Below are 26,795 nucleotides of genomic sequence, written 5' to 3' on the forward strand. Positions count from 1 at the left end.
TGACATGTACAAACGGATTGCCTTTACAGCCGGCTTTGCCGGACTACTGGCGGCACTGCTCCTGAGTGTGCTGCAGAGTCTTTGGATCACGCCGCTTATCCTGGAAGCCGAAACCTATGAGGTAGCGGGTGAAGCGCACGCGCATGCCGCTGACACGCCTGCTCACCACCATGACGACGAGGCCTGGGCGCCTGAAGACGGCTGGCAACGAACGCTTTCGACACTCGGCGGCAACCTGGTCGTTGCGGTTGGATTCAGCCTGATATTGGCAGGCCTGTTTACGCTAAGAGTCCCACGCCACGCCTGGCATGGCTTGCTTTGGGGCGCTACCGGCTATCTGACCTTTTGTCTTGCGCCCTCCCTGGGGCTGCCACCGGAACTGCCCGGCACCGCAGCGGCTGAACTGACCGCACGGCAAGGCTGGTGGATCGGCACCGCGGCTGCCACAGCCTGCGCCCTGGCCCTGCTATTTTTCACCCGCCATAGGGTGTTGCGTCTGGCCGCATTGGCCCTTTTGGCGCTGCCCCATATAATTGGCGCACCACAACCTGCCGAACAGGCAAGCCTGGCCCCTGAATCCCTGCAGCAACATTTCCAGTTGGCAGCACTTGTTTCCAATGCCGTTTTCTGGATTGTGCTGGGCTGGCTGAGCGCCTGGTTCTACACCCGTGATACAGCTGAGAACACCTGATGACTTTAAGTAACAGCGCACCCGCCATTCTCGTCGTGGGGCATGGCACTCGCAGCAGGCCGGGCGTCGAAGAGTTCTTCCGCCTCGCCGAACACCTCAAGAGCCGCTTTCCAGATCGTCTGTGCACCACAGGCTTTCTCGAATTCGCCCGCCCGACCATTGCTGAAGGCCTTAACAAGCTGATCGCAGAAGGTGCTCGTAACATTACCGCCATTCCTGGCATGCTGATGGCCGCCGGCCATGCCAAGAACGACATTCCCAGCGAACTCAACGAGTTCATGGCCGCGAACCCGGAAATCAAGATCACCTACGGAGTGGAACTGGGCGTCAACGCCAAGATGATGCGCGCGGCACGCGATCGTATCGAGGCGGCCGAAGCGCAGTTTGGCGATGGTTACCGTCGCGATGAAACTCTCCTGGTCGTTGTCGGGCGAGGCGCGTCCGATGCTGACGCCAACTCCAACATCACCAAGATCACGCGCTTCCTGTGGGAAGGCATGGGCTTCGCCTGGGCCGAGACCTGCTATTCCGGCGTAACCAAGCCGCTGGTAGCCGACGCGCTGCCTGTCGTGCATCGCCTGGGCTACCGCAATGTCATCGTATTCCCCTACTTCCTTTTCACAGGACGCCTGATCGATCGCATCTATGCAGACGTAGATGCCTATGCCGAGGCGCATCCCGAGGTACGGGTTGTCAAGGCCGGTTATCTCAACGACCATCCCTTGGTGATCGAGGCGTTGGTGGACAAACTCCATGAAACCGAGGAAGGCACTGGCAACATGAACTGCCAGCTTTGCCATTACCGCGAGCAGATCATCGGCTTCGAAGACCGTGTCGGTGCTCCCCAGTTCGGACACCACCACCATGTGCGCGGTATTGGCACCGATGCCGATCATGACCACCATCATCATCACCATCATGGTCATCACCACCACAATCATGACCATGGCCATAGTCACGATCATGCTCTGTCACCTGCCCAGGCAGCGCCGCTCAAAGGTGTTCAGAAACTGACCCCGGCGGATTGATTGCATGCCCTTCGATTATCAGCGCGACCCGGAGGCCATCGAGCGTCAGTCCTTTGAACAGATCAGGACATTGACCGACCTCAGCCGCTTCGACCCTGACCAGGCGCAGATTGCCATGCGCCTGGTGCACACCTGTGGCGAACCGGAGATTGTGGAAGCGCTGCACTTCAGCCCACATGCCATGGAAGCCGGTCTTGCCGCCGTGGAGGCGCAGGCCTCTATCCTCTGTGATGTCGAAATGGTCAGGCACGGCCTGACCCGACGCCTGTTTGGTGAACGTCCCTTATGCTTTCTGAATGACGAGCGTGTCCCGGCGCTGGCAAAAGCAACGGGTGAAACGCGCAGCATGGCGGCACTGTCGCTGTGGGAGCCCTATCTGCCCGGCAGCATTGTAGTCATTGGCAACGCCCCGACAGCCCTGTTCAGACTGCTTGAGCACTTGGAAACGGGTGGCCCCAGGCCCGCCCTTGTCATCGGGATGCCGGTTGGCTTCATTGGTGCAGCAGAATCCAAGGATGCTCTCATGGCTCATGGGCAAGCACTCGGCATCGAGTGGATAGCGCTCAGTGGCCGACGGGGCGGCAGCGCGTTGGCCGCCGCTACGCTCAATGCACTGGCACGTGTGCAGCAAGGGATACGCTGGTGAGCGAACGAACCTGGAATGGCCCTACGCTGGAAGTCATCGGCCTTGGGCTCGCAGGCGAAGCCCTTTCGGCCGAGGCGCGACAGGCACTGGACTCGGCTGAGCTGGTTATTGGTGCACCGCGTCATTTCGAAGCGCTTGAGCAGCAAGGTCTCGCTGTTCCTCATCGAGCCTATTTTCCAAGCCCGTTTTCAGCGCTCTGGTCGCTTCTGGCAGAGCACTCCGGCCAGCGCATCGTCCTGCTTGCCTCTGGCGACCCGCTTTTTTATGGCCTTGGCGGACATCTGCGCAAGCACCTCACCGCTGAGCAGCTTCGCTTTTATCCGGCAGTGTCCAGTATCCAGGCCGCCTTTGCCCGGATCGGCCAACCCTGGCAAGAGGCTGAAGTGGTCAGCCTGCATGGTCGTCCCCTTTCCAGTCTGCGCGCCGCCCTGAAGGTCAATCGCTGGTTTGCAACGCTCACCGATGCCCACAGCCATCCTGCCGCGATCGCAGACGAGCTGGTTGCCGGAGGCTTTGGTGATTCCACCGTTTGGGTAGCAGAAAACCTGGGTACCCATGAGGAACGTGTGTCCACTCATACGGCCAGCCTTCTCAGTGAGTCGACTGAAGTCTTTTCTCCCTTGAACGTCGTGATCTTCAGGACTCAAGGTGCAGGTGGCGTACTGCCTGAATTCCCGGGCATCACCGACGCCGCGTTCAGCACAGACGGTGACGAGGCCGGCAGAGGTCTGCTGACCAAGCGCGAGGTACGGCTGTGTGTTCTTTCGCTGCTTGAGCCCCGTGCAGGTGATATCGGCTGGGATATTGGTGCAGGGTGTGGTGGCGTAGCGGTGGAATGGGCCCGATGGAACCCCTATGGGCAGGTTCATGCCCTGGAGTATCACGCCGAGCGACTCACCCATCTTGCTACGAACCGTGACCGCTTCGGCGTTATCAAGAACCTGCATATTCATGAAGGCCGTGCGCCTGAGCATATCGCTAAACTGCCATCGCCGACCGTCGTATTTGTAGGCGGTGGCGGCCGTGATCTGGCTGCGATTCTTGAAGCATGCTGGGCTCGACTTCCGTCAGGAGGACGCCTGATCGCCAGTGCCGTCACCGAAGATGCGCGTATGGCCTTGCATGGCTTTTCACAAATTGAGCCTGCCCAGGACGACGAATGGATCCAGTTGGCCGTTTCCAGAGGCGACCGTCTCGCCGGTCAACGCCTCATGCGCCCGCACCTGCCTGTACTTCTTTTCAAGCGAATCAAACCATGACTGGTACACTTTATGGCATCGGTGTCGGCCCCGGCGACCCCGAGCTGCTTACCTTCAAGGCTGCCCGCCTGATCCGGCAGTGTCCGGTAGTAGCCTATATTGCAAATCAGCAAGGTGCCTCCCAGGCGCGGGTCATTGCCCAGGAACACCTGATCGATCAGCTGGAGCTGCCTATTTACATGCCGTTCGAGCGTCAGCGCGATGCGGCGCTATCTGTCTATGATCAAGCTGCTGCTGATATTGCCCATCGGCTTGAGCGTGGGCAGGACGTGGCGGTTCTATGCGAAGGCGATCCTCTACTGTTTGGCAGCTTCATCTATCTACATGACCGGCTGGGCGAACGGTTTCCCTGCCAGATTGTGCCGGGCATCAGTTCGATCATGGCCGCCGCCGCTGCAGCGCGTCACCCGCTGACGCGACTCGAACAAAGCCTGCGCATCCTACCCGCCACTGCCGGCCCGGAGCGGCTGGCCAGCGCCCTGCATGAGCCCGGACCGCTCGTGATCATGAAACCCGGCCGCCAGTACGGTGAAATCATGCGCTTGCTGCGACGTACCGGACGTGACGCTGATAGCGTTTATGTCGAATACGCCAGCCGTGACACACAGCGGATCATTCGATGCCATGAAGCGATGCCTGATGGAGAACAAGGCCCCTACTTTGCCTTATTCCTAATCGGGGCACAGCCATGCTGACCATCGTCAGTCTGACGGATGCCGGCGCTGCGCTCGCTCAACGCTTGCAGTTACTGGATCGAAGTGCCGAGTGGCTGCATCGTCCTCAGCCTTTTATCGAAACCGTACAGCAACGCTTCCAGGCCGGACATCGGTTGGCATTGATCTGTGCCAGCGGTATCGCCGTACGCACCCTGGCGCCGGTGTTGCAAGACAAGTACCGCGACCCGCCGGTGCTGGTGTTGGATGAAGCCGGTCGGTTCATCATTCCCCTGCTGTCCGGCCATGAAGGCGGCGCCAACGCCTGGGCGCAGGAATGGGCGGAGCAGCTGCAGGCTCAATGCGTTATCACCAGTGCCCGGCGCTACACCCGTCCTCTCTACATTGCTGGCCTGGGATGCGAGCGAGGCTGCCCGGAATTAGTACTACATACACTGATGACAGAAACCCTGGCTGCCCATTCGCTGACCGTAGCCGACATCAATGGCTTCGCCAGCATCGCATTGAAACACGACGAAGTCGGCATGCTGGCACTGGCTGAAACATTAAATGTACCTATTCGGTTTTTCGAGTCCGACACGCTCAACCGGTACGAAAACCAGCTCACTCAACGCTCCGCTATCGTTTTTCGCGAAACGGGCTGCTATGGCGTGGCAGAGGCAGCGGCCCTTGCAATGGCCGAGCAGGTAACGGGCGGTCCGGCCGAGCTGATCATTCCCAAACACAAGAACGCCCGTGCGACCTTTGCTCTTGCACGCGCCTATCAGGATCCTTCATGACTGGACGTTTAGTTATCATCGGTACCGGCCCAGGCGGGCTGGAGCACTTGAGCCCCGCTGCCAGCCGCGCGCTGGAAGGCGCTACAGACCTGGTTGCCTACCCGCTCTACGTCGACCTGCTCGGCGAGATCGTGGCCGGCAAGGCACGTCACGATAGCCCGCTGGGTGATGAAATCGGCCGTGCCCGCCGCTCCCTGGAGCTGGCCGCCGAAGGCCGAAGCGTGGCGCTGATTTCCAGCGGAGATGCAGGCATCTATGCCATGGCGACTCTGGTGTTCGAGCTACTGGAGCACGAGGCGCTGCCCGCCTGGCACGAGGTGGAGATTGCCGTAGTGCCCGGCATTTCAGCCCTGCAAGCCTGCGCCAGCCGTGTGGGCGCCCCACTGGCCCACGATTTCTGCACTATCTCGCTTTCAGACTTGCTCACTCCTTGGGAAACCATCGAGACACGCATCCGTGCGGCAGGCCTGGGAGATTTTGTGGTGGCCTTCTACAACCCGGTCTCCCAAAAGCGTACCTGGCAGTTGGCACGTGCCCGTGAGCTGTTACTGGAAAAACGCCCAGCAGACACGCCTGTCATTATCGGTCGCAACGTCACCCGGGCAACAGAGCAGATCACTGTCACTACACTAGGCGAACTGGACCCAGCTCAGGTCGATATGCTGACCATTGTGCTGGTGGGCAACAGCGAAACCCGCCGAGTTGGCCAATGGGTATACACGCCCCGCGGCTATGCTAAAAAACTGGGAGCCGATGCATGACGGTTTATTTCATCGGCGCCGGTCCTGGCGACCCTGAGCTGATCACCATCAAAGGCCAGCGCCTGATTCACAGCTGCCCGGTCATTCTCTATGCAGGCTCTCTGGTCCCCGAGGCTGTTCTCCAAGGCAACACAGCCGAACAAGTCATCAATACTGCCGAGCTTCATCTGGCAGAAATCATGACGCTGATCGAAGCTGCCCATGCCAAGGGCCAGGATGTAGCACGCGTGCATTCAGGCGACCCGTCACTCTATGGCGCAATTGGCGAACAGATTCGCCGTTTACGTGAGCTGGACATTCCTTTCGAAGTGATACCGGGCGTCACAGCCACGTCTGCGTGCGCTGCCTTGCTCGGTACAGAGCTGACGCTTCCGGATATCTCTCAAACCATTATTCTCACGCGCTATGCAGGCAAGACAGCTATGCCCGAAGGTGAACAACTGCCGGACCTTGCTCGGCATGGCGCAACCCTTGCCATACACCTGGGAATCAACCGACTGCACAAGATTGTCGAGGACCTGATCCCGCACTATGGCGCCGATTGCCCGGTGGCTGTGGTGCACCGAGCTACCTGGCCGGATCAGGACTGGGTAATGGGTACGCTGGAAGACATCCTGGCTAAGGTTCGTGCCAAAGGCTTCCACCGCACGGCGCTGATTATTGTCGGGCGTGTGCTGGCACCAGATGATTTTTCCGAATCCTTTCTTTACCGGGAGGACAAGGCTCATGTATATCGTCCGGCATACAAGCGTCGCAAGAAAGCCAGCGAGGAGCCGCCTGCATGAGACCGTTCACCTGCCCGTTCGTCCATTCCAAACCTGACGCATTCATGTCAGTGGTGGGCTGAAGGACGACTCAACGCCCATGCGCGAGGAATCTCCCGAGCGTAAAGGTCCGCTGCGCAGCGGCTTTACAACAGGCAGCTGCGCCACGGCCACAAGCCTGGCAGCGGCACGCCTGCTCTTGCGTGGCGAAACCTGTGACGCCTTGACTATCGACTTGCCCAAGGGCGGGAAAACCCTTCTGCTTCGCATCGAGCATTGCGAGCGTAGTGCTACGGGTGCCACCGCCTCGATCATCAAGGATGCTGGAGATGACCCGGACGTTACCCATGGCGCACGGGTTTTCGCTCAGGTCGAGCTGACGGCCGAGCCCGGTATTATCTTTCTAGCAGGTCCTGGTGTTGGCACAGTAACCCGACCAGGTCTGGTACTGGAGGTTGGTGAGCCCGCTATTAACCCGGTACCCCGGCAGATGATGCGCCACCATCTGGAGCGGCTCGCCCTTGAGGCTGGCTACCCTGGCGGGTTCCAAGTGACTATCAGCATTGAAAACGGTGAGGTATTGGCGCAAAAGACCATGAATGCCCGCCTGGGCATCCTGGGAGGGCTATCGATTCTGGGTACCAGCGGCATCGTTCGTCCCTTTTCCTGCGCAGCCTATATCGCCTCAATTCAGCAGGCTATTGATGTTGCCCGCGCCAACGGGGAGTCTCACCTGGCTGCGTGTACCGGCAATGCCAGCGAGGCGGCCATGCGGACCCACTTCGGTCTGCCTGAAATTGCCTTGATCGAGATGGGAGATTTTGTCGGCGCGGTCTTAAAACATACCAAGCGCGTTCCAGTGCCACGACTGTCTCTCTGTGGCGGTTTTGGCAAGATCAGCAAATTGGCAGCCGGACACATGGATCTCCACAGCCGTAGCTCCAGCATAGACCTGCCCTGGCTAGCTGAGCAGGCGGCAGCTCTCGGCGCAGGCGCCACCTTGCAAGCGGCTATTGCTTCCTGCACTACCAGTCAACAGGCGCTCAAGCTTTCCCATGAGGCCGGTTTCCTCCTGGCTGACCATATCTGCCGACTCGCTCGTAATGTGGCGCTCAGTAAACTGCCCGCTGCCACGGCACTGGACGTTTTTGCCATCGACCGCGCCGGCAATCTGATGGGAAGCGCGTCTTGAAGAAAATTCTGCTGCTGGGCGGCACTCGCGAAGGTCTGCGCCTTGCCTATCAGCTTCCCGCTGATGCCATCTATAGCCTAGCTGGCCTGGGTCAGATACCCGATGACTTACCCTGCCGCTGCCACGTGGGTGGCTTTGGCGGTATCGATGGGCTGGTTCGTTTCATTCATGAACAACGAATTGATTTGCTGCTCGATCTAACCCATCCGTACGCTGAACAGATCAGCCGACATGCTCAGAAAGCCGCTAGACAAACAGGTACCCCATATTGGGTGCTGCATCGTCCGGCCTGGCATCCTTACGCGGGTGATGACTGGCGGGAATGGCATCACTGGCCCGAGCTGACGGCCCAGCTTTATCCCTTTGCCCGCGTCCTGATGGCGCTCGGACGAGAGCCTCTAACCCATATCGATGAGATACCCCGTCACCAGCGCTGGTGGGTTCGCTGCCTGGTCACTTCGGAGCAGACTCGTTCCAACGTTACGCTCCTGAACGCACGAGGGCCATTCCAGATAGAAGACGAATACACCTTGTTGAAAGATCAAGAGATCGAGGTGATTGTATGCAAGAACAGCGGCAGCAGCGCCACCGAGGCTAAACTGATCGCTGCGCGCGACTTGAAAATTCCTGTCCTGATGCGTGCTCGCCCCCCATTGCCACAGGCGGACCAGACATTTACTGCAATCGATTCCCTGATGACGGCGCTAGGCCTAGGCCGGTAGTCAGGACTGAGCAATATCTGCATCGGCAACAGGCGCGTCTTCGCCTCGGGCCCGTACATGAATCGCTGCAAAGGGCTCGTTCTGTACCAATTCGATCAGCGATTCCTTTACCAACTCCAAGATAGCCATGAATGTCACCACCACACCTAAACGGCCTTCTTCGACAGTAAACAAGGCAATAAAGGGTACGAACTGCCCCCCCTTGAGGCGTTCGAGCACATCGCTCATGCGCTCACGAGTCGATAAGACTTCCCGTGATACCTGATGGCTCTCGAAGAGATCCGCCCGCCGCATAACCTCACTCATGGCCAGCATCAGCTCGTTTAGACCGACATCCGGCAGGAGCTTGCGCGCCTTGGCGTCAGGTGCCGGTAAAGTGGGTACGGTAATGTCACGCCCTACCCGAGGCAAAGTATCTATATCCTCAGCAGCTTTTTTGAAGCGCTCGTAATCCTGCAACCGGCGAATCAATTCAGCTCGAGGGTCATCCTCTTCCTCTTCTACCTCCGAAGAGCGAGGCAGCAACATGCGCGACTTAATCTCTGCCAGCATGGCTGCCATGACCAGATACTCTGCAGCAAGCTCCAGACGAACCGATTTCATGAGTTCGACATAACCCATGTACTGCCGCGTGATCTCGGCCACTGGAATATCAAGAATATCGATATTCTGTTTGCGGATCAGATAAAGCAGCAGGTCAAGCGGTCCCTCAAAGGCTTCGAGGAAGACCTCCAGCGCATCTGGCGGGATATACAAGTCCTGTGGCAGCTCGGTAAAAGCCTGCCCGTAAACCAGCGGTACTGCCGCCTCTATGCGTGCCGAAGGCTCGTTCACGTCAGGACTGCCTGGCTCGCTCATGCACGCTCACGCTCAAACGGCTCTGGATCACCAGCGCCAACACGTAGAACTTCCGGCTCGCTGTCGGTCAGGCTGACCACCGTAGAGGGCTCAAGTCCCCCCATTCCACCATCAATGATCAGGTCAACGAGATGGTCCAGCTGGTCTCTCATCTCATAAGGGTCGGATAGCGACTCTTTCTCGCCGGGCATGATAAGGCTGACACTCATCAGCGGCTCCCCCAGCTCTTCCAGAAGCGCCTGAGTAATTGGATGTTCGGGCACTCGCACACCAATGGTACGGCGCTTGGGATGCAGCAGAATGCGTGGCACCTCACGGGTGGCGTTGAGAATAAAGGTATAAGGCCCTGGCGTATGTGCCTTGATCAGTCGAAAGGTGCTCGTGTCGACCTTGGCATACAAACCAAGCTCGGAAAGATCGCGGCATACCAGAGTGAAGTTGTGCTTATCGTCCAGCTGGCGAATTCGCCGGATGCGTTCTACGGCATTTTTCTCACCGATCCGACAGCCCAATGCATAAGACGAGTCGGTGGGATAGGCGATCACGCCGCCGCTTTGAATGATATCCACGGCTTGACGGATCAGCCTCGGCTGGGGATTTTGCGGATGTATCTCGATGTATTGGCTCACGTTGGCTCCTGATTGGCTGGGTAGATGGCATGGCCGAATCGTGCCCACAGCGGAGGCAGGTCTTCAGGGACCGGACGGTACATGCCCAGGTCAGACCAGTCACTCGGTGTATGGAAATCACTTCCGGCACTAACCATCAGACCGAACTCACGCGCCAGAATTGCCAACATGCCAACCTGTTCGGCTGGCTGGACCCCATTGACCACTTCCAGGGCATGCCCGCCGGCCATGATGAAGTCACCGATCAGCTTACGCCGCTTGGTCCGCGTGAAGTCATAAGCCAATGGATGAGCCAGACTAATCCAGGCCTTGGCCGCACGCAGGGTTGTGACTGTTTCCTCCAGGGTCGGCCAGTGCTGCTTGACATCACCGATCTTGCCTCCGCCCAGCCATTTGCGGAATGCTTCGCCCCTGTCCTTAACATAACCTGCCTGCACTAGAAACTCAGCGAAATGAGGGCGGGAAGGCGCATTACGGCTATCACCCAGCGCCTGCTGAATAGCCTGAGCGCCTTCAAGCGCCCCCGGCATGCCCTTGGCAGCCAAACGTCGATCAATTTCTTCGGCCCGCGCCCAACGCCCCGTGTAAAGGGCCTGTAGCGCCTGCTTCAAGTCTGGAGAGTCGCTGTCAAAGCCGTAGCCCAATACATGGATGGTCGCGCCGCCCCAGGTACAGGAGAGCTCAACGCCTGTCAGTAACGTCAATCCCAGCTTATCGGCCGTCTGTCGCGCCTCGGCAAATCCTTCCAAGGTGTCATGATCGGTCAGGGCCAGTAACCGAACGCCCCGCTCATAGGCGCGTGCAACCACCTCGGCCGGGGCCAATGTCCCATCGGAAGCCGTACTGTGGCAGTGCAGATCGACACGCATCCTGGTTCCTCGTCTTGATTCGTCTGTTATTATGCCCGGATGTCTTGGCTCCGGCTGCTTAAATGAAACAACTTATCGACTTCATCCCCCTGCTTCTGTTCTTCATCGTCTTCAAGCTTGAACCTCGAACCGTCGAGTTCGCAGGTCATGCCTTCTCACTGGGCGGCATCTTTAGTGCAACAGCGGTTCTGATCATTGCGTCAGTCATCGTCTATGGCATCCTTTTCATCCAGCAGCGACGTCTGGAGAAAGGCCAATGGCTGACGCTGGTGGCCTGTCTGGTGTTTGGTGGCATGACCCTGGCGTTCCACAGCGAAACTTTCCTGAAATGGAAAGCGCCTGTGGTCAACTGGCTGTTTGCCTTGGCCTTCATCGGCAGTCATTTCATTGGTGACAAACCGCTGATCGAACGGATGCTGGGCCATGCCATGACCCTGCCTCATGCGATCTGGGTACGCCTCAACATTGCCTGGATCATCTTCTTCTTGGTCTGCGGCTTTGCTAATTTGTTCGTCGCCTTTACGTTCGAGAGCATCTGGGTGGACTTCAAGGTGTTTGGCAGCCTGGGCATGACGCTGCTCTTCATGATTGGTCAGGGCATTTACCTGTCTAGGCATCTGCATGACAGCGACTCCAAGAAATCCTAGAACCGCTGAAGTCTTCATACAGCTGCCGGCCTGTCATACGTCGGTAGCCTGCTTCCGGTTCCCGACGAGCCTAACGTAATGAGCCAAATTCTTCTGATCGATGACGATCGTGAGCTTTGCGATCTGCTAAGTGCCTGGTTGCAGCAGGAAGGATTCGAAGTGTGCGCCAGCCACGATGGCGTGACTGCACGCCAGGAACTGGCTGCCCACACCCCTTCTGCAGTAGTACTAGACGTCATGCTGCCTGATGGAAGTGGTCTGGAGCTGCTCAAGCAGCTACGCAGCGACTACCCCGAGCTACCTGTCGTGATGCTGTCCGGCCGTGGCGAACCCCTGGATCGCATCCTGGGCCTGGAGCTGGGCGCGGATGACTATCTGGCCAAACCCTGCGACCCGCGAGAGCTGACTGCGCGCCTGCGCGCCGTTCTACGCCGCAGCCATCCGGCGCAGCCCGCAGCCCGTTTACAGCTGGGTGATCTGTCATTAAGCGTTGCCCGAGGCGTCGCTAACATCGGCGAGCACGAGGTCAACCTGACACTTACCGAGAGCCGCATTCTGGAAGCCCTGCTTCGCCAACCCAGTGACCCTCTGGATAAACAGGCTCTGGCCCAGATTGCCCTGGGACGTAAGCTTACGCTTTACGATCGCAGCCTCGACATGCATGTCAGCAATCTGCGCAAGAAACTGGGTGCCCATGCGGATGGCAGACCCCGCATCATGGCCATTAGAGGCCGCGGCTATTACTACAGTGAATAGCCAGCACGGTACGACACAGTTTACTGACTGCGTATTTACCCAAGCTTTACCTTGATTGACGGCGCCTGACCTTGCCTCCGCTAAAGTGGACTCATCCGGTCGATACCGGCTCTCAAAAAGGAGAACCTTATGCGCAAGATGATTCCCGCCCTGCTGTTCGCTTCCCTGCTGCCTACCTTGTCTTTTGCAGCGCCTGCGCCAGCCGATGACATGCCGCCGCCCCCGCCCGGCATGCATATGGACGGCCCCAAGGGACATCGCGACATGATGGGCGGCCCGTTCCGCGAGCTTGATCTGACGCCTGAGCAGCACCGTACCATCGGTAAGCTGATGGGTCAGGAGATGCACGATCGCCAGGACATCATTCACAAGTACCTGGACAAGCTGCCAGAAAAAGAGCGCCAGGCCATGAAGGATGAGCTCAAGGCCAACCGCGAAAAGACGCACAAGACCATTCGCGATCAGCTCACGCCTGATCAGCGCAAAAAGTTCGATGAACAGACCAAGAAGCAGGAACAGCGCAAAGCGGAATGGGCTGAATTCCAGCAGTGGAAGAAAGAACACAAATCCAATTGACGCTTGAAACTGCCTAGCCCGGCTAGTCCGGCTGGGCAGTTTTCCATCCAAACCAGGGTTCTACATGGTCTTGAGAACATTGTTCTGGCGAATATTCGGTACCTTCTGGCTGGCAATCCTGTCGGCAGTCGGCTTGACCATGCTCCTGGGGCATATTCTCGATCAGGATTCCTGGATCCTCTCCCGCCACCCCGGCCTTCAACAGCTGCCCGCCAAGTGGGTCGAGCGCTACGAGCATGAAGGCGAGGACGCGGCCCAACGATTGCTCGAACACCGTAAGCGCCGCTTTGGCGTCGATATACAGGTACTGGGCGAGAACGGGACGCTACTGGTGCCCGGCACCCTCCCTCCGCACGTTATGGAAATGGAAAAACGCGGCCCCAGAAGACCGCCGCCCTGGCGCCGGATTACTACGGAATATACCAGCAGCGAAAGCGGGCGCAGTTACCTGTTCATTTACCATATCCCACTGCCCGAGCTGAACGCCTGGCGGCGCGATTCAGTGCTCTTCCCTATCAGTGTATTGGTCATTGCCTTTGTGGTTCTGACGCTGTTCAGTCTGCTGTTAACGCTGGCGATTACCCGACCCTTGAACCGCTTGCGCAGCGCTGTGCATGATCTGGGACGTACGGCCTATCAGCAGGACAGCCTTGCCAAGCTTTCTCAGCGAAGAGACGAGTTTGGCGTACTGGCACAGGACTTCAACCGAATGGGCGACCGCCTGCAAAGTCTCATAGTCAGCCAGCGTCAACTGCTTCGAGACGTCTCTCACGAGTTACGCTCGCCTCTTGCCCGACTTCGCATTGCCCTTGCGCTGGCCGAGCGCGCGACCCCTGAAGATCGCGCCGCCATGTGGCCCAGGCTGGAACAGGAATGCAATCGTCTGGAAACGCTGATCGGTGAGATCCTGGCGCTGGCCCGCCTGGACGGCGAATCTGGCGACAGGGCAGACATCCCTCTGAATGCACTCATCGAACACCTGTGCGATGACGCTCAGCTGACCGCACCCGAGCAGCGGATCGAGGTAAGTGTACCCGCTACCCTGATGCTACACGGATGGCCTGACCTGCTCGAACGCGCCATCGATAACCTGATCCGTAATGCACTGCGCTTCAATCCACCTGAAACGCCGCTGGAAATTACAGCCCACCAGACCGGGGGAACACTGACTATCGCAGTGCGTGATCACGGAACAGGGGTGGCGAATGAAGACCTACCACGGTTGGGCGAACCCTTCTATCGTGCGGCCAACCAGACGGGTCAGGGTTACGGCCTGGGCCTGGCCATCGCTCGGCGCGCGGTCGAGCGACATGGGGGAAAGCTCGTGTTCGCCAACCATCCCGAGGGTGGGTTCGTCGCCACACTGGAGCTTCCCGCAAGCCTGATTACGCCGGCCAAGTCTTGACGAATTGCTTCGTTTCCAACGCTACCGGCTTGCGCGGAGTAACTTCCGGCGTCCCCAGGTAAATGAAACCAACGATTTCCTCGTGAGCACCAATGCCCAGCCCTTCGCGTACGACAGGATCATGCGTGAGATCGCCGGAGCGCCATATAGCGCCTAACCCCATGGCATAAGCTGCCAGCTCCAGACCGTGAGCGGCACATCCTGCTGCCAGGATCTGCTCCTGCGCAGGTACTTTAGGGTGCTCTTGAATGCAGGCCACAGCCACCACCAGCAAAGGCGCACGCATAGGCATGTTGCGCGCCTTGGCCAAGGCTTCGGGCGGACTCTCTGGGCGTTGAGCCAGAACCGCCCTTGAAAACAACTCGCCCAGCGCCTGGCGCCCTTCCCCCTGAATCGTCAGGAAGCGCCAGGGGCGCAGCTGCTTATGATCGGGCGCCCTTAACGCGGCAGCAAAGAGGGTTTTCAACTGCTCTGCCGTAGGGGCAGGCTCGGTCAAGCGAGCAACGGAAACGCGGTTAAGCAGCACATCGAGTGCATCCATGAACACCTCTTTTCATCAAAACGATCGTTGTTGTACAGACCGGCTGAATTGTGCCATTACTCCATGCCAAACTTCTGCTCATCGGTAACAAGTAAAGACTTTGGACGAGAATAACGACCTCAGCTAAGATCGCGCTCGCCAGCGACGCTATTCTGGCACAGCTCTTTGCAAGACTTTTGAGGGTTACCATGGCATCACTTTTTCTTCCAGATGGTTCGACTCTATGAAGTTTCTGACCCATCGACACGCCAACAGCCCATCCGAGTACCTAGGCGAATACTATTCTCGCGCATTGGCCTATCTTGCCCTGGCAGCCACCATTGCCGCAGGCGCCTATGCCCACCACTTCGCATACAACATTTTGTGGCTGGTGCCTTACACGCTGCTGTATCCCCATGTGGCTCAACAGGTCAGCATACGCTTCCGCCGCAACCGCAACCAGGAAACCGACCTGATCCTACTGTTCATCGATTCGGTGCATGCGGGTATCAGCATTCTGCTGCTAGGCTTTTCGCTGGTACCCAGCTTCATGGTCCTGCTGCTATTGACGTTTACCTCCCTATTGATGGGAGGGGGCCGCTATGCTGCTATTGCATTGCTGACAGCCTTCAGCGCTCTACTGGCGACCAGTGCGGTCGCGCTGGAGCACATCGAACCGCACACACCGCTTCTGGTTACCTTTGTCAGTATCGTAGGCACCAGTCTGCACCTCTGCATGACAGCGTACTTCATGTATGAACAGCGGCTTCGCCTGCGCCAGGCGCAGGAAGAACTCAAGCTTGAACATGAAAAAGCCGCGAACCTAGCCCATAATCTTTCCAAGTATCTGCCTTCTCAGGTATGGGAGTCGATCTTTACTGGTAAAAAGAACGTCATCCTAGAGACCCAGCGTAAAAAGCTCACCGTGTTCTTTTCCGACATCAAAGGGTTTACGGAGCTGTCCGAAGAGCTTGAAGCCGAAGCGCTGACGGACATGCTCAACAACTACCTCAACGAGATGTCGAAAATTGCCATCAAGTACGGTGGTACGATCGACAAATTCGTAGGGGACTGCGTCATGGTGTTCTTTGGTGATCCCAATACCCAAGGCGCGAAGAAGGACGCGGTTGCAGCGGTATCCATGGCCATTGCCATGCGCAAGCACATGAAAGTTCTCAGGCAGCAGTGGCGTAGCCAGGGCATTACCAAGCCTCTGGAAATCCGCATGGGCCTCAATACGGGTTACTGCACAGTCGGTAACTTCGGTGCCAGCACACGGATGGACTACACGATCATCGGCCGTGAAGTAAACCTTGCCAGCCGGCTTGAAAGTGCGGCCGATGCCGGGGAAATTCTGATCAGCCATGAGACCTACTCGTTGATCAAGGACGTCATCATGTGCCGGGATAAAAGCCAGATTAGCGTGAAGGGCTTCAGCCGCCCGGTTCAGATCTATCAGGTCGTAGATTTCCGCCGTGATCTGGGCGCTTCACCCAGTTACATGGAGCATGAAGCCCCAGGCTTTTCCATGTACCTGGATACCAATAGCATCCAGAACTATGACAAGGAAAAAGTCATCCAGGCCTTGCAGCAGGCTGCTGAAAAGCTGCGAGACAAAGTCATTCTCTGAATCAGGGGCAGCGCATTGCTGCCCCCTTTCCTACCGACTGATTTGGTACACCACCTCATCAAGCCGGATCACCCCCTGCCGGGCGAATTTGGCGTTTTCCGCCAGTACATCATTGCGCTCCAGACAGGTCAGCCCCCAAGCAGAGCCATACAAGGCATGGAGTTCGTGCCCTGACACTGAAAACGGCGGGCCTGCGCGCTTGTCCTGGTCATATTCAAGAGTTACGAGGAGTCCTTTCGCCTTGGCTGGCATAAGCCTGCCCATTTGCTTAACGTAAGAAGGCCTCATATTTTCCGGCAAGGCAATCAAAGCTGCTCGGTCATAGAAGCCAGCGCATGCCGCCACTTGCTGTGCGCCTACCTTGAAGAAATCACCTTGCACAATTTCATAAGGTCCTGCCTTGTAGAGCACCAGATCACCGCGCTTTTCCTGCATCGGGCTTATTCCCTGCTCGGCAAAGAATGACTCGACCGCCACCTGGGAGAGTTCAATGCCCACGACCTGATAGCCCTGCTCTGCCAGCCAGACCATATCCAGTGTTTTTCCACAAAGCGGAACCAGTACGCGCGACCCGGCAGCTAGCTCCAGTGACGCCCAGTTTCGTGTGAGATAAGCACTGACTTCAGGCACGTGAAAACCGATCTCGTTGCGCTCCCACTTGGATATCCAGAATGCTGCTTCCACATGACCTCCTTGCTGATAACTAGACAGTAGGCATCCAACACCTGAAAACAAAAAGCCCCGGCACAAGGCCAGGGCTTTTTGCAAATCACACTGCTTAGTCTTCGCGATAACGACGCAGACGCAGCGGCTTGCCACCTACACGCGTATCTTTCAGACGATTCAGCAGCCCTTCGAGTCCTTCTTCCGGCAACTCGATCAGGCTGAAGGATTCACGGATCTGAATACGACCAATCGCCTCGCGTTGAACGCCACCCTCATTAAGGATAGCACCCAGCAGGTTTTTGGCAGCGATGCCATCACGTGCACCAAGGGCTGTACGGCAACGCACGCGACCCTCCGGCAGTGGCGCCATCGGACGACGATCACGTGGCTCGCCACGCTCACTGCGACCACCACTGCTCTGACGCTCGCCACGATCGGAGCGAGGCGCCGGTGTCAGCGGCTGCTCACGGCGAACCGTGTCGATATCCAGCGCACGGCCAGCAGTCAGCTTGGCCAATACCGCAGCGGCCAATGTTGTCGGATCACACTGCAGACGCTCGCACAGCTCGTCACGCAGCGCACCGCGGTTTTCTTCTGCGTCCGCGAGTAGCGCACCCAGACTGTCCGCCAGGCGGGAAATGCGGGCTTCCAGTACCGCTTCGGCATCAGGCAGGCGAATCTCGCCAACCTTCTGACCTGTTACACGCTCGATGACCTGCAGCATGCGACGCTCACGCGGCGTTACTAGCAGCAGCGCACGACCTTCACGACCGGCACGACCTGTACGACCGATACGGTGTACGTAGGACTCTGGGTCATAGGGCATGTCGATGTTCAGTACGTGCGTGATACGAGACACGTCCAGACCCCGCGCAGCAACGTCTGTTGCAACCACGATATCCAGCGATCCGTCCTTGAGCGACTCGATTACTTTTTCTCGCTGAGCCTGGGGCATGTCGCCGTTCAAGGCACTGACGCGATAGCCTTGACGCTCGAGCATTTCAGCCATGTCCAGCGTGGCTTGCTTGGTACGCACGAAAGCAATCAGGGCATCGAAGTTTTCCACTTCCAGCAGACGCAGCACGGAGGCTGGCTTCTGATCAGCGTGAACCATCAGGTGAGCCTGTTCGATACGGGCAACTGTCTGGGTCTTGGCTGCAATGCGGATGTGCTTGGGCTCTTTCAGATGACGCTCGGCGATCGCACGGATCGACGGCGGCAGCGTAGCGGAGAACAGCACGGTCTGACGCGACTCAGGCATCGCTTCGAAAATGAATTCGAGATCGTCCATGAAGCCCAGCTTGAGCATTTCATCCGCCTCGTCGAGTACAAGACGTCCAACAGTGGACAGTATCTTGTCATCCCGACGAAGGTGATCACACAGACGGCCCGGCGTAGCAACCAGAACCTGAGCGCCCAAACGCAGCGTACGCAGTTGTGGGCCCATGGGCGCGCCACCGTATAAAGCAACGACCTTAACGCCCGGCATTTCTGTTGAGTAGGTTTCGCAGGCTGTTGCCACTTGCAGGGCCAGCTCACGGGTTGGCACCAATATCAGGACTTGTGGCTCACGGCGAGCAGGGTCGATACGGGACAGCAACGGAAGCGCAAAAGCGGCTGTCTTGCCAGTACCCGTTTGAGCCTGGCCGATCATGTCGTGGCCAGCCAGAATGACTGGAATCGACTGGGCCTGAATAGGAGAAGGTTCTTCGTAGCCAACGGACTTGATTGCCGCCAGTACGTTAGGATTAAGATCGAGAGCGGCGAAACCGCCGATTTCCTGGGTCATTGTCTTGCCTCTGTACATCGCAAAGACCCAAGACCTAGTGCTGCTAATTTCCGATAGACCGAAGTCACCCAGGCAGACGAGGTGAGGATTTGCGAATGAGTAAATTACGTGGTGTTACATCTGGAATAGTTCGCACTGCAAGGCTATGGCCGGTGCGAACCGGGAAAATGCAGTTCCTGAACGGAAAGGTCTGAAAAGACCGAGGCGTATCATACCGGAAAACTCAGGATTAGCCCAGCCTTTCTCAAAAATGCTTTCAAGGCTAAGCATTTAGCTCGCCGGACGAATCAGATCGACCAGATGGCCCAGTGAGTAACCAGTCTTCTCCTCCATGGCACCGACACGTACCGACAGTCCGCTCCGGTCCAGGGTTTGCTCGAAGCTGGCCGGCACCAGAATGATGACATTGCCCTCAGGCACCGGGCACTCCCAATAGTGGTGCCTGAACATGCCGCGCAGGAATGCAGATCCCAGGGGCTTGTCGTCGGTACTGCTCCACTGGTTGATGATGAGCCAGCCACCAGGATTGAGGCGGCTCTGGCAGCCTGTCAGAAACCCCCATGCCAAGTGAGCGGCTGAGGGGCCTACATCCGTATAGAGGTCGACGAAAATCAGATCGGCTGGCTCGCAGCTGTCCAGCAGATCCATCGCATCGCCAATGCGGATATGCAGGCGCGGATCGTCACCAAGACCGAAATACTGTCGAGCCAGCGGCGGTACCGCTTCGCGCAGCTCGATTGCCTCGACATCCTGCAATGGCAGATGATCAAGGCAGGCACGCGTCAGTGTTCCGGCACCCAAGCCCATGAATACCGCCCGCCGTGGTTCAGGATGGCAAAGCGCGCCCATCAGCATGGCCCGGCCATACTCATATTCCAACCAGCCGGGATTGCCAGTGGATACGCAACTCTGCTCGATTTCGTCTCCAAACTCGAGAAAGCGGTATTCCCCTGCTTCCACGACTCGAATACGACCATGTTCGTCGTGTACTTCCGCCAGTAACCGCTCCTGAGTATCCATGTCGACTCCTTTATACAGAGCACACCATCTTAGGCAGACTGATATAGCACGTCTATCAGCGCCAAAGGCTGTTAATCGGTTAACATGCCTGCCCAATTGGATAATCCGTAAAGCAAGTAGCCATCATGACTCAACCCTGGAGCCCTGACAGCTGGAGAGCACTGCCCATCCAGCAACAACCCGTCTACCCCGATGCCAAGCGTCTAAGCGACGTCGAGCGCACCCTGGCCAGTTTTCCACCGCTTGTATTTGCAGGCGAAGCCCGTGAATTGCGTCGTCAGTTTGCCGAAGTTACCCATGGCCGGGCGTTTCTGCTTCAGGGCGGTGATTGCGCGGAGAGCTTTGCGGAGTTCTCTGCCGGCAAGATCCGCGATACGTTCAAGGTACTGCTACAGATGGCCGTGGTGATGACCTTTGCCGCCGGGTGCCCTGTGGTCAAGGTGGGTCGCATGGCCGGCCAGTTCGCCAAGCCTCGCTCTTCGGGTGAAGAAACCCAGGATGGCGTCACGTTGCCAGCCTATCGTGGCGACATCGTTAATGGCATCACCTTTGATGAAGCCAACCGCGTACCGGATCCTCAGCGTCTGCTGCAGGCCTATCACCAGGCGACGGCAACCTTGAACCTGTTGCGTGCCTTCGCCCAGGGCGGCTTTGCCGACTTGCATCAGGTACATAAATGGAACCTGGACTTCATTGCGAACTCGGCTTTGGCCGAGCGCTACCATCAACTGGCGGACCGCATTGACGAAACTCTCGCCTTCATGCGTGCCTGCGGACTGGAAAGCGCACCGCAGCTTAAGGAAACCAGCTTCTTTACCGCTCACGAAGCCCTGCTGCTCAATTATGAAGAGGCGTTTGTCCGTCGTGACAGCCTGACGGGTGACTGGTACGACTGCTCTGCGCACATGCTCTGGATTGGCGACCGTACCCGCCAGCCCGACGGCGCGCATGTGGAGTTCCTGCGGGGTGTCAATAACCCGATCGGCGTAAAGGTTGGACCGACGACGTCAACGGAAGACCTGATACGCCTCATCGATACGCTGAACCCGGACAATGATCCCGGCCGTCTGAATTTGATCGTACGGATGGGCGCCAACAAGGTGGGTGATCACCTGCCCCGCCTGATTCAGACTGTACAAAAAGAGGGCCGCCTGGTGCTCTGGAGTTCGGACCCGATGCATGGCAACACGATCAAGGCTTCCAGTGGCTACAAGACGCGTGACTTTGCCAGCGTTCTATCGGAAGTTCGCGAGTTCTTCCAAGTGCATCAAGCTGAAGGCAGTTATGCGGGCGGCATTCACATCGAGATGACCGGCCAGAACGTGACTGAGTGCATCGGGGGTGCGCGACCTATTACCGAGGCCGGCTTATGCGACCGCTACCATACCCACTGTGACCCACGTCTGAATGCCGACCAGTCTCTGGAACTGGCCTTCATGATTGCGGAAACCCTCAAGCAGGTCCGCCGCTGACCTCAGCCAGCGGTGCCTTGAGCACCGCTGCACTGCCATGCAGACTGATCTCCGCCAAGCCAAGCCAGTTGGCCAACTGGCGGAGATTGGTTGCCAGCGAATGACCAGCCTCCTCGCTCAAGTGTCCCTCCTCACCATGCAGGGCATGTACCGTCAGCCGGTCATAGGCGCGCTCAGCCCGCAGGTCTACCCGTGCAACCAAGTGCTCATTGAAGAGAAAAGGCAAGACATAGTAGCCATACACTCGCTTATGAGCAGGCGTATAGAGCTCCAGCCGATACCTGAAATTGAACAATCGCTCCGTACGGGCGCGCTCCCAAATGAGCGAGTCAAAAGGTGATAACAGCGCGCTCACGTGTCGCGCACGCAGGGATTGCTGCGGCTCGCCAAGGCTAAAGGCCGACTTTTTCCAGCCCTCTACAGTCAGCATCAGCAGCTCGCCGGATTCCACCAATTCTGCGATACGCACCTTGGCATCAGCAGGATCGAGCCGGTAATAGTCTCGTAGGTCCTTTTCGGTCGCCACCCCCATAGCTGCTGCGCTTCGGCGGATCAACTCGCGCTGGGCCTCCGCCTCACTCAGTAGCGGTTTTTCTCGTATGGCCTTCGGAATCACCCTTTCAGGCAGATCGTATAGACGTTCAAAGCTACGCCTGCCTGCCACCGTTACTTCTCCAGCCGCAAATAACCATTCGAGTGCCTTTTTTTCGACGCTCCAGTCCCACCAAGGTCCCGCCTTGCCGACTCGGGTCGTCAGGCTTCCTGCGCCAAGCGCGCCCCGCTCCCGTACCGCCTGCAGCACCGCTTCAATCACGGCGCGCTGCTCACGCCCAAGCCGTGCCAGCTCCCGATAGATGCCTTGCCCCTGAGCGGCCCGCTCCATGCGCCAGCGCATTAGCGGATAATCCTCCATCGGCATCAGGGAGGCTTCATGCCCCCAGCACTCGAACAGCTGGTGCGGTTTCTCCAATGACCACGCCATCTCATCCAGAAGCTTTCGGGGATAGAACCCAAGCCGAGAAAATAATGGCAGGTAATGTGACCGCACGAGCGCATTGACCGAGTCGATCTGCAGGATGCACAAACGCTTCATTAACGCTTCGATATGCCGATGCCGGACCTCGCCCCTGGGCTTGAAGCCGTAAAAGCCTTGGGCCATCAGGGCGAGTCGGCGAGCCTCGTTCAACGACAGGGACAAAGGGACGGACATGATGAATTCCAAGGGCCGGGTACGGACACCCTAGTCAACCCTCTGCCAGACATCAACGCGAAAATGGTCCCTCCCAGAACCATTTGGAACCCTCCCGCTCTGCATCCGCCCGGCTCAAGCCCAGATCCTTCAAGGCGTCATCACTTAACATCGCCAAGGTCTGGCGTTGCCTGGCCTGCTCACGCCAAGCCCTGATGACTCCATGTGTTTTCTGCCAGGACAAGAGAGCCGATATTTTGCGGCGCGCACTATCGAAAGCCTGGATAACCTCATGAGCGTTCATGCTGATACCTCCTCTTCATGTAGTGGCATCATTCTTGGCCCGTGTCTAAGATCAATCCAACGAATAGTTCTGATGCCTTGCATTCAGGAGATTGATGCTTTGAGCCTCTTCCCCAGCATTGACAGTGAGCTCTTGCGCACCTTTATCGCCATTGCTGACAGCGGTGGCTTCACGCGTGCGGCCGAGGTCGTCAACCGAACCCAATCTGCCGTTAGCATGCAGATGAAACGTCTCGAGGAGGATATCGTTCAACGTCAGCTGTTCGATCGAGAGGGACGCCAGGTTCGCCTCACGGCTGAGGGTCAGGTGCTGCTGGGATACGCTCGCCGTATCATGGCGTTGCACAGTGAAGTGCTGAATACGCTACGCGAGCCCCATATGGTAGGTACCGTTCGCATCGGGACTCCTGATGATTACGTTATGCGCTTTCTGCCCGGTATTCTGTCACGCTTTGCTCAGGCCTATCCGCTTGTGCAAGTCGAAGTTCAGTGCGAGACATCAGCGCAGCTGTTGCAGCGGCATGACCTTGATCTGAGCATCGTGACCTGCGAGCCAGGCCACGAAATCGGTCAGTTCCTTAGAGAAGAACCCGTTCGCTGGATGCAGGCCATTGGCAGCTCCGCTCTTGAGCGAAGCCCGTTGCCTGTAGCGGTCTTCAATCATGGCTGTTTTTGCCGTCTATGGATGTGCAATGCCCTGGAGACAGCGGGCATCGATTACCGAGTTGCCTATAGCAGCCACAGCCTGTCGGCCATCCTGGCCATGACCGGCACCGGCCTTGCCGTAACAGCGCAATTGCACAGCCTGGCTACGCCAGAACTGGAAATCATCAACGAGGAAGAAGCCGGTCTGCCCCGCCTGCCCTCCGCCCGGATCATGCTGATTCGTAATTCGAACACTGAGTCCCAAGTTACGGAGGCCTTCGCAAACTTCATTGTCGAAGGCTTCCGTCTTGGCTGATCATTTGAGCGCAAGCAATATGGCGCATACCAGAAGAAAACCGCAAAACAGCCCACGCAGCAGACGCTCCGGCAAGGCGTGGGCCATTCTTACACCCCACCCGACACTGAAGAAACCACCGATTGCCAGTGGTATGCCAATAAGCCAGTCGACCTCATGGTGAATCGCATAGGTTGCCAGCGTAATGCTGGTGGCCGGGAGCGCCATGGTTAGCGAGAGCCCCTGCGCTACGACCTGGGACAGGCCGAAGACACTCGTCAACATGGGGGTCGCAATCACCGCGCCGCCTACGCCGAAGAGACCTCCTACCAGACCGGCAAACACGCCCAGTACTGCCAACCAGGCGACTCCAGGTGGATTGATCACCGTATGGCTCTTCATGCGCAGCTGCCAGAGATTGTAGACCACAAGAAACAGCAGGAAGACTACAAAGCCTTTTCTCATCAGGTTTGCATCCAGCCCTACCGCCAGCATCGCCCCTGCAATGGCTGACAGGATACCCGCTCCCGAGAGAATACCTGCACGACGCCAATCGATGCGATTGCGTTGGTTGTACTTGATGATTGACACCAGCACATTAGGAACGACCATGACCAACGCTGTGCCTTGTGCCAACTGCTGATCGAGCCCGAAGAGCAGCCCCAGCACAGGGATCGCAATCAGACCACCCCCAATTCCAAAAAGACCACCCACTACGCCCAGAACACTACCCAGCAGGATATCAAGCACAATCGCCGTTACATCCATACATCATCCTGTCCATCACTGTGCTTTGGGCCAACGAAACACGGCCCACAAAAAAGCCCGGCATCAGCCGGGCTCTTGTGACACTCGCCGATTAAACCTTGGCGCGTGACTTGTACTCGTTGGTACGAGTATCGATTTCGATATGGTCGCCGATATCGCAGAACTCGGAAACTTTCAGCTCGAAACCGGTGTTCAGACGAGCAGTCTTCATCACCTTGCCAGACGTATCACCACGAACAGCCGGCTCGGTGTAAGCGATCTGACGAACGATAGTGGTCGGCATCTCGATGGAGATCACACGATCATTGTAGAAAACAGCTTCGCAGACGTCAGTCATGCCGTCTTCGATGTAGTTAACCGCATCGCCCAGGTCGTCTTTTTCGATCTCGTACTGGTTGTATTCATTGTCCATGAACACGTACAGCGGATCGGCGAAGTAGGAGTAGGTTACTTCCTTGCGATCCAGAATGACTGGTTCCAGCTTGTCGTCAGCACGGAATACCGTTTCGGTACTGCTGCCGGAAAGCAGGCTCTTCAGCTTCATCTTGACCACTGCAGCGTTACGGCCGGACTTGTTGTACTCAGCCTTCTGGATGACCCAGGGAGCGTTGTCGATCATGGCCACTTGGCCGGCACGGAACTCTTGTGCGGTTTTCATGCGGTTATCCGTTTGGAAGAAGATAGAAAATCAAGCGCCGTATAATAGCCGCTCTGTATGGAATTGTACTAGCGTTGACGCCAAGTCATTGAGTTCACTCTGTCGGGCACACCAGTTTTCCGCATGAGCGGTCATTTCGGCTTCATGTTTTGACCATTCACGCCAGGCCTGCCCAAGAGATCCTTCTCCGTTCCATGCGTGCCATAGCGTACGCGTAGCTACCTGCGCAGCCGGGCTTGCTCCGACGAGATACCGGTCCAGGAACGCATCCAGCTTGAGCATATGGGCACGCTCTTCCTGCGGATAGATATGCCAGATAAAGGGTCGGCCAGCCCACTGCGCTCGAATGAATGACTCCTCACCCCGTGCAGCATTGAAGTCGCAGCACCATAAGAGCAGGTCATAATCATCCTGCTGGCGGAACGGAACAATGCAGAGCCGCAATGCGCCTCGGTGATATTCCTCGCCTGCCTTTAACGTTTCAGCCTCCAGCCAATGGGCCACGTTGCTCAATACACGGCCTTCAGGAATGAGCAGCAAGGTGGGCTCAGCGCCCTGAGCCAGTTCATCCAACCACTCCGATAGTGCTGGAATCTCATAGCTGAACAATGAAAGGATGCGCTCGCCAGGCGTCTGGGTAACGCCTAGGGCAGCCAGAAACCGTGCTCGTGCGTCAGTAGACGCCTGAAAGTGCAAACGCTTATCGAGCAGGTCCTGTTCTCTGAGCAGCCCTCCCGTTCCTTGGGTGAAGCCGGGAAAGAAAAAGTATTTCTGCATCCCCTGCTGCGGCGATGGAAGGCGATGGCAGCTCTCTACCCAGGCCTCGGCGCTTAGGTATTCAAGGTTGATCCAGAGGGGATGGGAGGCACGTCGAGCCATTGCGTCGATGTAGGGAGCCGGCAATGGACAGCCAAACGCTTCGACAACGACATCTGCCGGAATGACATCGTCGGGCCAGACGGCTGTCCACCGATGTACTTCGACGCCCAGATGTTGTTGGACAGGATCATCACTGATGCCTGCGGCTGGATGAATACGTGCAAAGGACGACCAATCATCCACCCACAAGCGTACCTGCTGACCATGCTCGGCTACCAGCTGACGCGCAAGGCGCCATGTCACACCAATGTCGCCATAATTATCGACGACACTGCAAAAGATATCCCACGAAGCGTTCATTCACCCTCACTGCTCAGCGGATGACGCACTCAGCGTCACAACCGGACGGCATTTAGCCAGACACAGCGCTCAGGTCAACTAGAAATAAGGGAAACAGACAGATGCCATCAAAACGCCATTCGTCCTGAGAAAAAATCGTTCGGTCAGAAGGCGCCAGATAGACCTTTAAGCAGTGGGAATAGCCGCCGATAATTTGCACTGGCTCACAAAATGAATCGAGTGGATTAAGGAAATCAAATTCAAGGCATGGCTGCGACCGGACAGACTGTACTCAAGACACGGATCGCAGGCGGTAGTGGGGCAACTCTATTATGGCGGCCCTTGATGACGCTTTTATTTCCAAGTGCCTTATCCATTGCACCTTACGCCGCTGGGTGCATCAGAAATAAACGCGGCAAAGCCCAG

28 protein-coding genes and 1 pseudogene are annotated in these 26,795 nt (G+C 57.5%); 17 read left to right on the plus strand and 12 right to left on the minus strand.

All coding sequences use genetic code 11. The annotated features are described in order from the left end of the window. The first annotated feature begins 4 nt into the window (after positions 1-4). The 10 genes from EAW52_RS13145 to EAW52_RS13190 all read left to right on the plus strand — a co-directional run bounded on the left by EAW52_RS13145 (position 5) and on the right by EAW52_RS13190 (position 8,516). The gene (locus EAW52_RS13145; protein ID WP_122042734.1) at positions 5-691 is read left to right on the plus strand and encodes a CbtA family protein; all 687 of its coding nucleotides are present in this window, start codon (positions 5-7) and stop codon (positions 689-691) included. After that, a complete protein-coding gene (locus tag EAW52_RS13150) occupies positions 691-1,719 on the plus strand; it encodes a sirohydrochlorin chelatase (protein ID WP_122042735.1) in 1,029 nt (342 codons plus the stop codon). The genes EAW52_RS13145 and EAW52_RS13150 overlap by 1 nt, the downstream gene beginning before the upstream one ends. Positions 1,720-1,723: 4 nt before the next feature. After that, the gene (locus EAW52_RS13155; RefSeq protein WP_122044805.1) at positions 1,724-2,365 is read left to right on the plus strand and encodes a precorrin-8X methylmutase; all 642 of its coding nucleotides are present in this window, start codon (positions 1,724-1,726) and stop codon (positions 2,363-2,365) included. Then, positions 2,362-3,624 carry a precorrin-6y C5,15-methyltransferase (decarboxylating) subunit CbiE gene (gene cbiE, locus EAW52_RS13160; protein ID WP_162997639.1) on the plus strand — a complete coding sequence of 421 codons (1,263 nt, stop codon included), beginning with the start codon at positions 2,362-2,364 and terminating at the stop codon, positions 3,622-3,624. The genes EAW52_RS13155 and cbiE overlap by 4 nt, the downstream gene beginning before the upstream one ends. Then, positions 3,621-4,319 carry a precorrin-2 C(20)-methyltransferase gene (gene cobI, locus EAW52_RS13165; RefSeq protein WP_162997640.1) on the plus strand — a complete coding sequence of 233 codons (699 nt, stop codon included), beginning with the start codon at positions 3,621-3,623 and terminating at the stop codon, positions 4,317-4,319. Before cbiE ends, cobI begins: the two co-directional genes overlap by 4 nt. Continuing rightward, entirely contained in the window at positions 4,313-5,077 is a 765-nt protein-coding gene (locus EAW52_RS26650) for a cobalamin biosynthesis protein (protein ID WP_122042738.1), read from the plus strand. Before cobI ends, EAW52_RS26650 begins: the two co-directional genes overlap by 7 nt. After that, positions 5,074-5,838, plus strand: a complete 765-nt coding sequence (gene cobJ / locus EAW52_RS13175) for a precorrin-3B C(17)-methyltransferase (RefSeq protein WP_122042739.1) — start codon at positions 5,074-5,076, stop codon at positions 5,836-5,838. Before EAW52_RS26650 ends, cobJ begins: the two co-directional genes overlap by 4 nt. Further along, on the plus strand, positions 5,835-6,623 hold the full coding sequence (cobM, locus tag EAW52_RS13180) for a precorrin-4 C(11)-methyltransferase (protein ID WP_122042741.1): 789 nt from the start codon (positions 5,835-5,837) through the stop codon (positions 6,621-6,623). The genes cobJ and cobM overlap by 4 nt, the downstream gene beginning before the upstream one ends. 79 nt (positions 6,624-6,702) lie before the next feature. Continuing rightward, positions 6,703-7,794: a cobalt-precorrin-5B (C(1))-methyltransferase gene (locus EAW52_RS13185; RefSeq protein ID WP_122042742.1), complete on the plus strand. Its 1,092-nt coding sequence runs from the start codon at positions 6,703-6,705 to the stop codon at positions 7,792-7,794. Then, positions 7,791-8,516 (plus strand): cobalt-precorrin-6A reductase, encoded by a 726-nt coding sequence (locus tag EAW52_RS13190; RefSeq protein WP_122042744.1) that lies wholly within the window; start codon positions 7,791-7,793, stop codon positions 8,514-8,516. The genes EAW52_RS13185 and EAW52_RS13190 overlap by 4 nt, the downstream gene beginning before the upstream one ends. On the opposite strand, the gene EAW52_RS13195 is transcribed toward EAW52_RS13190, so the two are convergent. The 3 genes from EAW52_RS13195 to EAW52_RS13205 form a co-directional block, all read right to left on the minus strand. Next, the gene (locus EAW52_RS13195) at positions 8,517-9,251 is read right to left on the minus strand and encodes a ScpA family protein (RefSeq protein WP_162997765.1); all 735 of its coding nucleotides are present in this window, start codon (positions 9,249-9,251) and stop codon (positions 8,517-8,519) included. Positions 9,252-9,370: 119 nt separating this feature from the next. After that, entirely contained in the window at positions 9,371-10,003 is a 633-nt protein-coding gene (locus tag EAW52_RS13200; protein WP_010798039.1) for an L-threonylcarbamoyladenylate synthase, read from the minus strand. Then, a complete protein-coding gene (locus EAW52_RS13205) occupies positions 10,000-10,872 on the minus strand; it encodes a PHP domain-containing protein (protein WP_122042747.1) in 873 nt (290 codons plus the stop codon). The genes EAW52_RS13200 and EAW52_RS13205 overlap by 4 nt, the downstream gene beginning before the upstream one ends. Before the next feature lie 62 nt (positions 10,873-10,934). Here EAW52_RS13205 and EAW52_RS13210 point away from each other — a divergent pair, with 62 nt between their 5' ends. From EAW52_RS13210 to EAW52_RS13225, 4 genes are all read left to right on the plus strand, one after another. Then, on the plus strand, positions 10,935-11,519 hold the full coding sequence (locus tag EAW52_RS13210; RefSeq protein WP_019365064.1) for a septation protein A: 585 nt from the start codon (positions 10,935-10,937) through the stop codon (positions 11,517-11,519). A gap of 78 nt (positions 11,520-11,597) precedes the next feature. After that, positions 11,598-12,275, plus strand: coding sequence for a response regulator transcription factor (locus EAW52_RS13215; RefSeq protein WP_122042749.1), 678 nt, complete (start codon positions 11,598-11,600; stop codon positions 12,273-12,275). A 129-nt stretch (positions 12,276-12,404) separates the two neighbouring features. Continuing rightward, on the plus strand, positions 12,405-12,851 hold the full coding sequence (locus EAW52_RS13220; RefSeq protein WP_122042750.1) for an LTXXQ domain protein: 447 nt from the start codon (positions 12,405-12,407) through the stop codon (positions 12,849-12,851). Between the two features lie 64 nt (positions 12,852-12,915). Continuing rightward, positions 12,916-14,256 (plus strand): HAMP domain-containing sensor histidine kinase, encoded by a 1,341-nt coding sequence (locus tag EAW52_RS13225; RefSeq protein WP_177411910.1) that lies wholly within the window; start codon positions 12,916-12,918, stop codon positions 14,254-14,256. Here EAW52_RS13225 and EAW52_RS13230 read toward each other — a convergent pair. Further along, positions 14,237-14,797: an NAD(P)H nitroreductase gene (locus EAW52_RS13230; protein ID WP_122042752.1), complete on the minus strand. Its 561-nt coding sequence runs from the start codon at positions 14,795-14,797 to the stop codon at positions 14,237-14,239. The two genes, EAW52_RS13225 and EAW52_RS13230, sit on opposite strands and share 20 nt — an antisense overlap. A 223-nt stretch (positions 14,798-15,020) precedes the next feature. On the opposite strand from EAW52_RS13230, the gene EAW52_RS13235 reads away from it, so the two are divergent. Next, positions 15,021-16,406 carry an adenylate/guanylate cyclase domain-containing protein gene (locus EAW52_RS13235; RefSeq protein ID WP_010798032.1) on the plus strand — a complete coding sequence of 462 codons (1,386 nt, stop codon included), beginning with the start codon at positions 15,021-15,023 and terminating at the stop codon, positions 16,404-16,406. A gap of 30 nt (positions 16,407-16,436) precedes the next feature. Here the strand turns inward: EAW52_RS13235 and EAW52_RS13240 are convergent, their stop codons facing one another. The 3 genes and pseudogenes from EAW52_RS13240 to EAW52_RS13250 all read right to left on the minus strand — a co-directional run bounded on the left by EAW52_RS13240 (position 16,437) and on the right by EAW52_RS13250 (position 19,881). Further along, on the minus strand, positions 16,437-17,090 hold the full coding sequence (locus EAW52_RS13240; protein ID WP_122042754.1) for a thiopurine S-methyltransferase: 654 nt from the start codon (positions 17,088-17,090) through the stop codon (positions 16,437-16,439). A gap of 94 nt (positions 17,091-17,184) precedes the next feature. After that, positions 17,185-18,892, minus strand: a pseudogene (locus tag EAW52_RS13245) (DEAD/DEAH box helicase). A gap of 239 nt (positions 18,893-19,131) precedes the next feature. Continuing rightward, entirely contained in the window at positions 19,132-19,881 is a 750-nt protein-coding gene (locus EAW52_RS13250; protein ID WP_122042755.1) for a spermidine synthase, read from the minus strand. A 125-nt stretch (positions 19,882-20,006) separates the two neighbouring features. Between EAW52_RS13250 and EAW52_RS13255 the strand changes: the two genes are divergently transcribed. After that, positions 20,007-21,353: a class II 3-deoxy-7-phosphoheptulonate synthase gene (locus EAW52_RS13255; protein ID WP_122042757.1), complete on the plus strand. Its 1,347-nt coding sequence runs from the start codon at positions 20,007-20,009 to the stop codon at positions 21,351-21,353. Here EAW52_RS13255 and EAW52_RS13260 read toward each other — a convergent pair. Next, positions 21,334-22,563 carry a winged helix-turn-helix domain-containing protein gene (locus EAW52_RS13260; RefSeq protein WP_122042759.1) on the minus strand — a complete coding sequence of 410 codons (1,230 nt, stop codon included), beginning with the start codon at positions 22,561-22,563 and terminating at the stop codon, positions 21,334-21,336. The genes EAW52_RS13255 and EAW52_RS13260 overlap by 20 nt on opposite strands. Positions 22,564-22,615: 52 nt before the next feature. After that, the gene (locus EAW52_RS13265) at positions 22,616-22,846 is read right to left on the minus strand and encodes a DUF1127 domain-containing protein (RefSeq protein ID WP_122042760.1); all 231 of its coding nucleotides are present in this window, start codon (positions 22,844-22,846) and stop codon (positions 22,616-22,618) included. Between the two features lie 99 nt (positions 22,847-22,945). On the opposite strand from EAW52_RS13265, the gene EAW52_RS13270 reads away from it, so the two are divergent. Continuing rightward, on the plus strand, positions 22,946-23,806 hold the full coding sequence (locus EAW52_RS13270) for a LysR substrate-binding domain-containing protein (protein WP_218567887.1): 861 nt from the start codon (positions 22,946-22,948) through the stop codon (positions 23,804-23,806). Here the strand turns inward: EAW52_RS13270 and EAW52_RS13275 are convergent, their stop codons facing one another. The 3 genes from EAW52_RS13275 to earP form a co-directional block, all read right to left on the minus strand. After that, entirely contained in the window at positions 23,807-24,553 is a 747-nt protein-coding gene (locus EAW52_RS13275; protein ID WP_122042764.1) for a sulfite exporter TauE/SafE family protein, read from the minus strand. Between the two features lie 91 nt (positions 24,554-24,644). Then, positions 24,645-25,211: an elongation factor P gene (gene efp / locus EAW52_RS13280; protein WP_010798023.1), complete on the minus strand. Its 567-nt coding sequence runs from the start codon at positions 25,209-25,211 to the stop codon at positions 24,645-24,647. A 30-nt stretch (positions 25,212-25,241) separates the two neighbouring features. After that, positions 25,242-26,390, minus strand: a complete 1,149-nt coding sequence (gene earP / locus EAW52_RS13285; protein WP_122042766.1) for an elongation factor P maturation arginine rhamnosyltransferase EarP — start codon at positions 26,388-26,390, stop codon at positions 25,242-25,244. Positions 26,391-26,795: the final 405 nt, after the last annotated feature.

The organism is Pseudomonas sp. LTJR-52, assembly GCF_003691465.1.
In the GTDB taxonomy this organism is placed as follows: domain Bacteria; phylum Pseudomonadota; class Gammaproteobacteria; order Pseudomonadales; family Pseudomonadaceae; genus Chryseomonas; species Chryseomonas luteola.

Bases quoted from the DNA above. Each gene is read 5' to 3' on its own strand.
- EAW52_RS13220 (WP_122042750.1), top strand. From the start codon at position 12,405: ATGCGCAAGATGATTCCCGCCCTGCTGTTCGCTTCCCTGCTGCCTACC.
- EAW52_RS13215 (WP_122042749.1), top strand. From the start codon at position 11,598: ATGAGCCAAATTCTTCTGATCGATGACGATCGTGAGCTTTGCGATCTG.
- cobJ (WP_122042739.1), top strand. From the start codon at position 5,074: ATGACTGGACGTTTAGTTATCATCGGTACCGGCCCAGGCGGGCTGGAG.
- cobM (WP_122042741.1), top strand. From the start codon at position 5,835: ATGACGGTTTATTTCATCGGCGCCGGTCCTGGCGACCCTGAGCTGATC.
- earP (WP_122042766.1), bottom strand. From the start codon at position 26,390: ATGAACGCTTCGTGGGATATCTTTTGCAGTGTCGTCGATAATTATGGC.
- EAW52_RS13235 (WP_010798032.1), top strand. From the start codon at position 15,021: ATGAAGTTTCTGACCCATCGACACGCCAACAGCCCATCCGAGTACCTA.
- EAW52_RS13205 (WP_122042747.1), bottom strand. From the start codon at position 10,872: ATGCGTGTCGATCTGCACTGCCACAGTACGGCTTCCGATGGGACATTG.
- EAW52_RS13255 (WP_122042757.1), top strand. From the start codon at position 20,007: ATGACTCAACCCTGGAGCCCTGACAGCTGGAGAGCACTGCCCATCCAG.
- EAW52_RS26650 (WP_122042738.1), top strand. From the start codon at position 4,313: ATGCTGACCATCGTCAGTCTGACGGATGCCGGCGCTGCGCTCGCTCAA.
- EAW52_RS13210 (WP_019365064.1), top strand. From the start codon at position 10,935: ATGAAACAACTTATCGACTTCATCCCCCTGCTTCTGTTCTTCATCGTC.
- EAW52_RS13155 (WP_122044805.1), top strand. From the start codon at position 1,724: ATGCCCTTCGATTATCAGCGCGACCCGGAGGCCATCGAGCGTCAGTCC.
- EAW52_RS13275 (WP_122042764.1), bottom strand. From the start codon at position 24,553: ATGGATGTAACGGCGATTGTGCTTGATATCCTGCTGGGTAGTGTTCTG.
- EAW52_RS13260 (WP_122042759.1), bottom strand. From the start codon at position 22,563: ATGTCCGTCCCTTTGTCCCTGTCGTTGAACGAGGCTCGCCGACTCGCC.
- EAW52_RS13225 (WP_177411910.1), top strand. From the start codon at position 12,916: ATGGTCTTGAGAACATTGTTCTGGCGAATATTCGGTACCTTCTGGCTG.
- EAW52_RS13250 (WP_122042755.1), bottom strand. From the start codon at position 19,881: ATGGATACTCAGGAGCGGTTACTGGCGGAAGTACACGACGAACATGGT.
- EAW52_RS13265 (WP_122042760.1), bottom strand. From the start codon at position 22,846: ATGAACGCTCATGAGGTTATCCAGGCTTTCGATAGTGCGCGCCGCAAA.
- EAW52_RS13230 (WP_122042752.1), bottom strand. From the start codon at position 14,797: ATGGATGCACTCGATGTGCTGCTTAACCGCGTTTCCGTTGCTCGCTTG.
- efp (WP_010798023.1), bottom strand. From the start codon at position 25,211: ATGAAAACCGCACAAGAGTTCCGTGCCGGCCAAGTGGCCATGATCGAC.
- EAW52_RS13150 (WP_122042735.1), top strand. From the start codon at position 691: ATGACTTTAAGTAACAGCGCACCCGCCATTCTCGTCGTGGGGCATGGC.
- EAW52_RS13145 (WP_122042734.1), top strand. From the start codon at position 5: ATGTACAAACGGATTGCCTTTACAGCCGGCTTTGCCGGACTACTGGCG.
- cobI (WP_162997640.1), top strand. From the start codon at position 3,621: ATGACTGGTACACTTTATGGCATCGGTGTCGGCCCCGGCGACCCCGAG.
- EAW52_RS13185 (WP_122042742.1), top strand. From the start codon at position 6,703: ATGCGCGAGGAATCTCCCGAGCGTAAAGGTCCGCTGCGCAGCGGCTTT.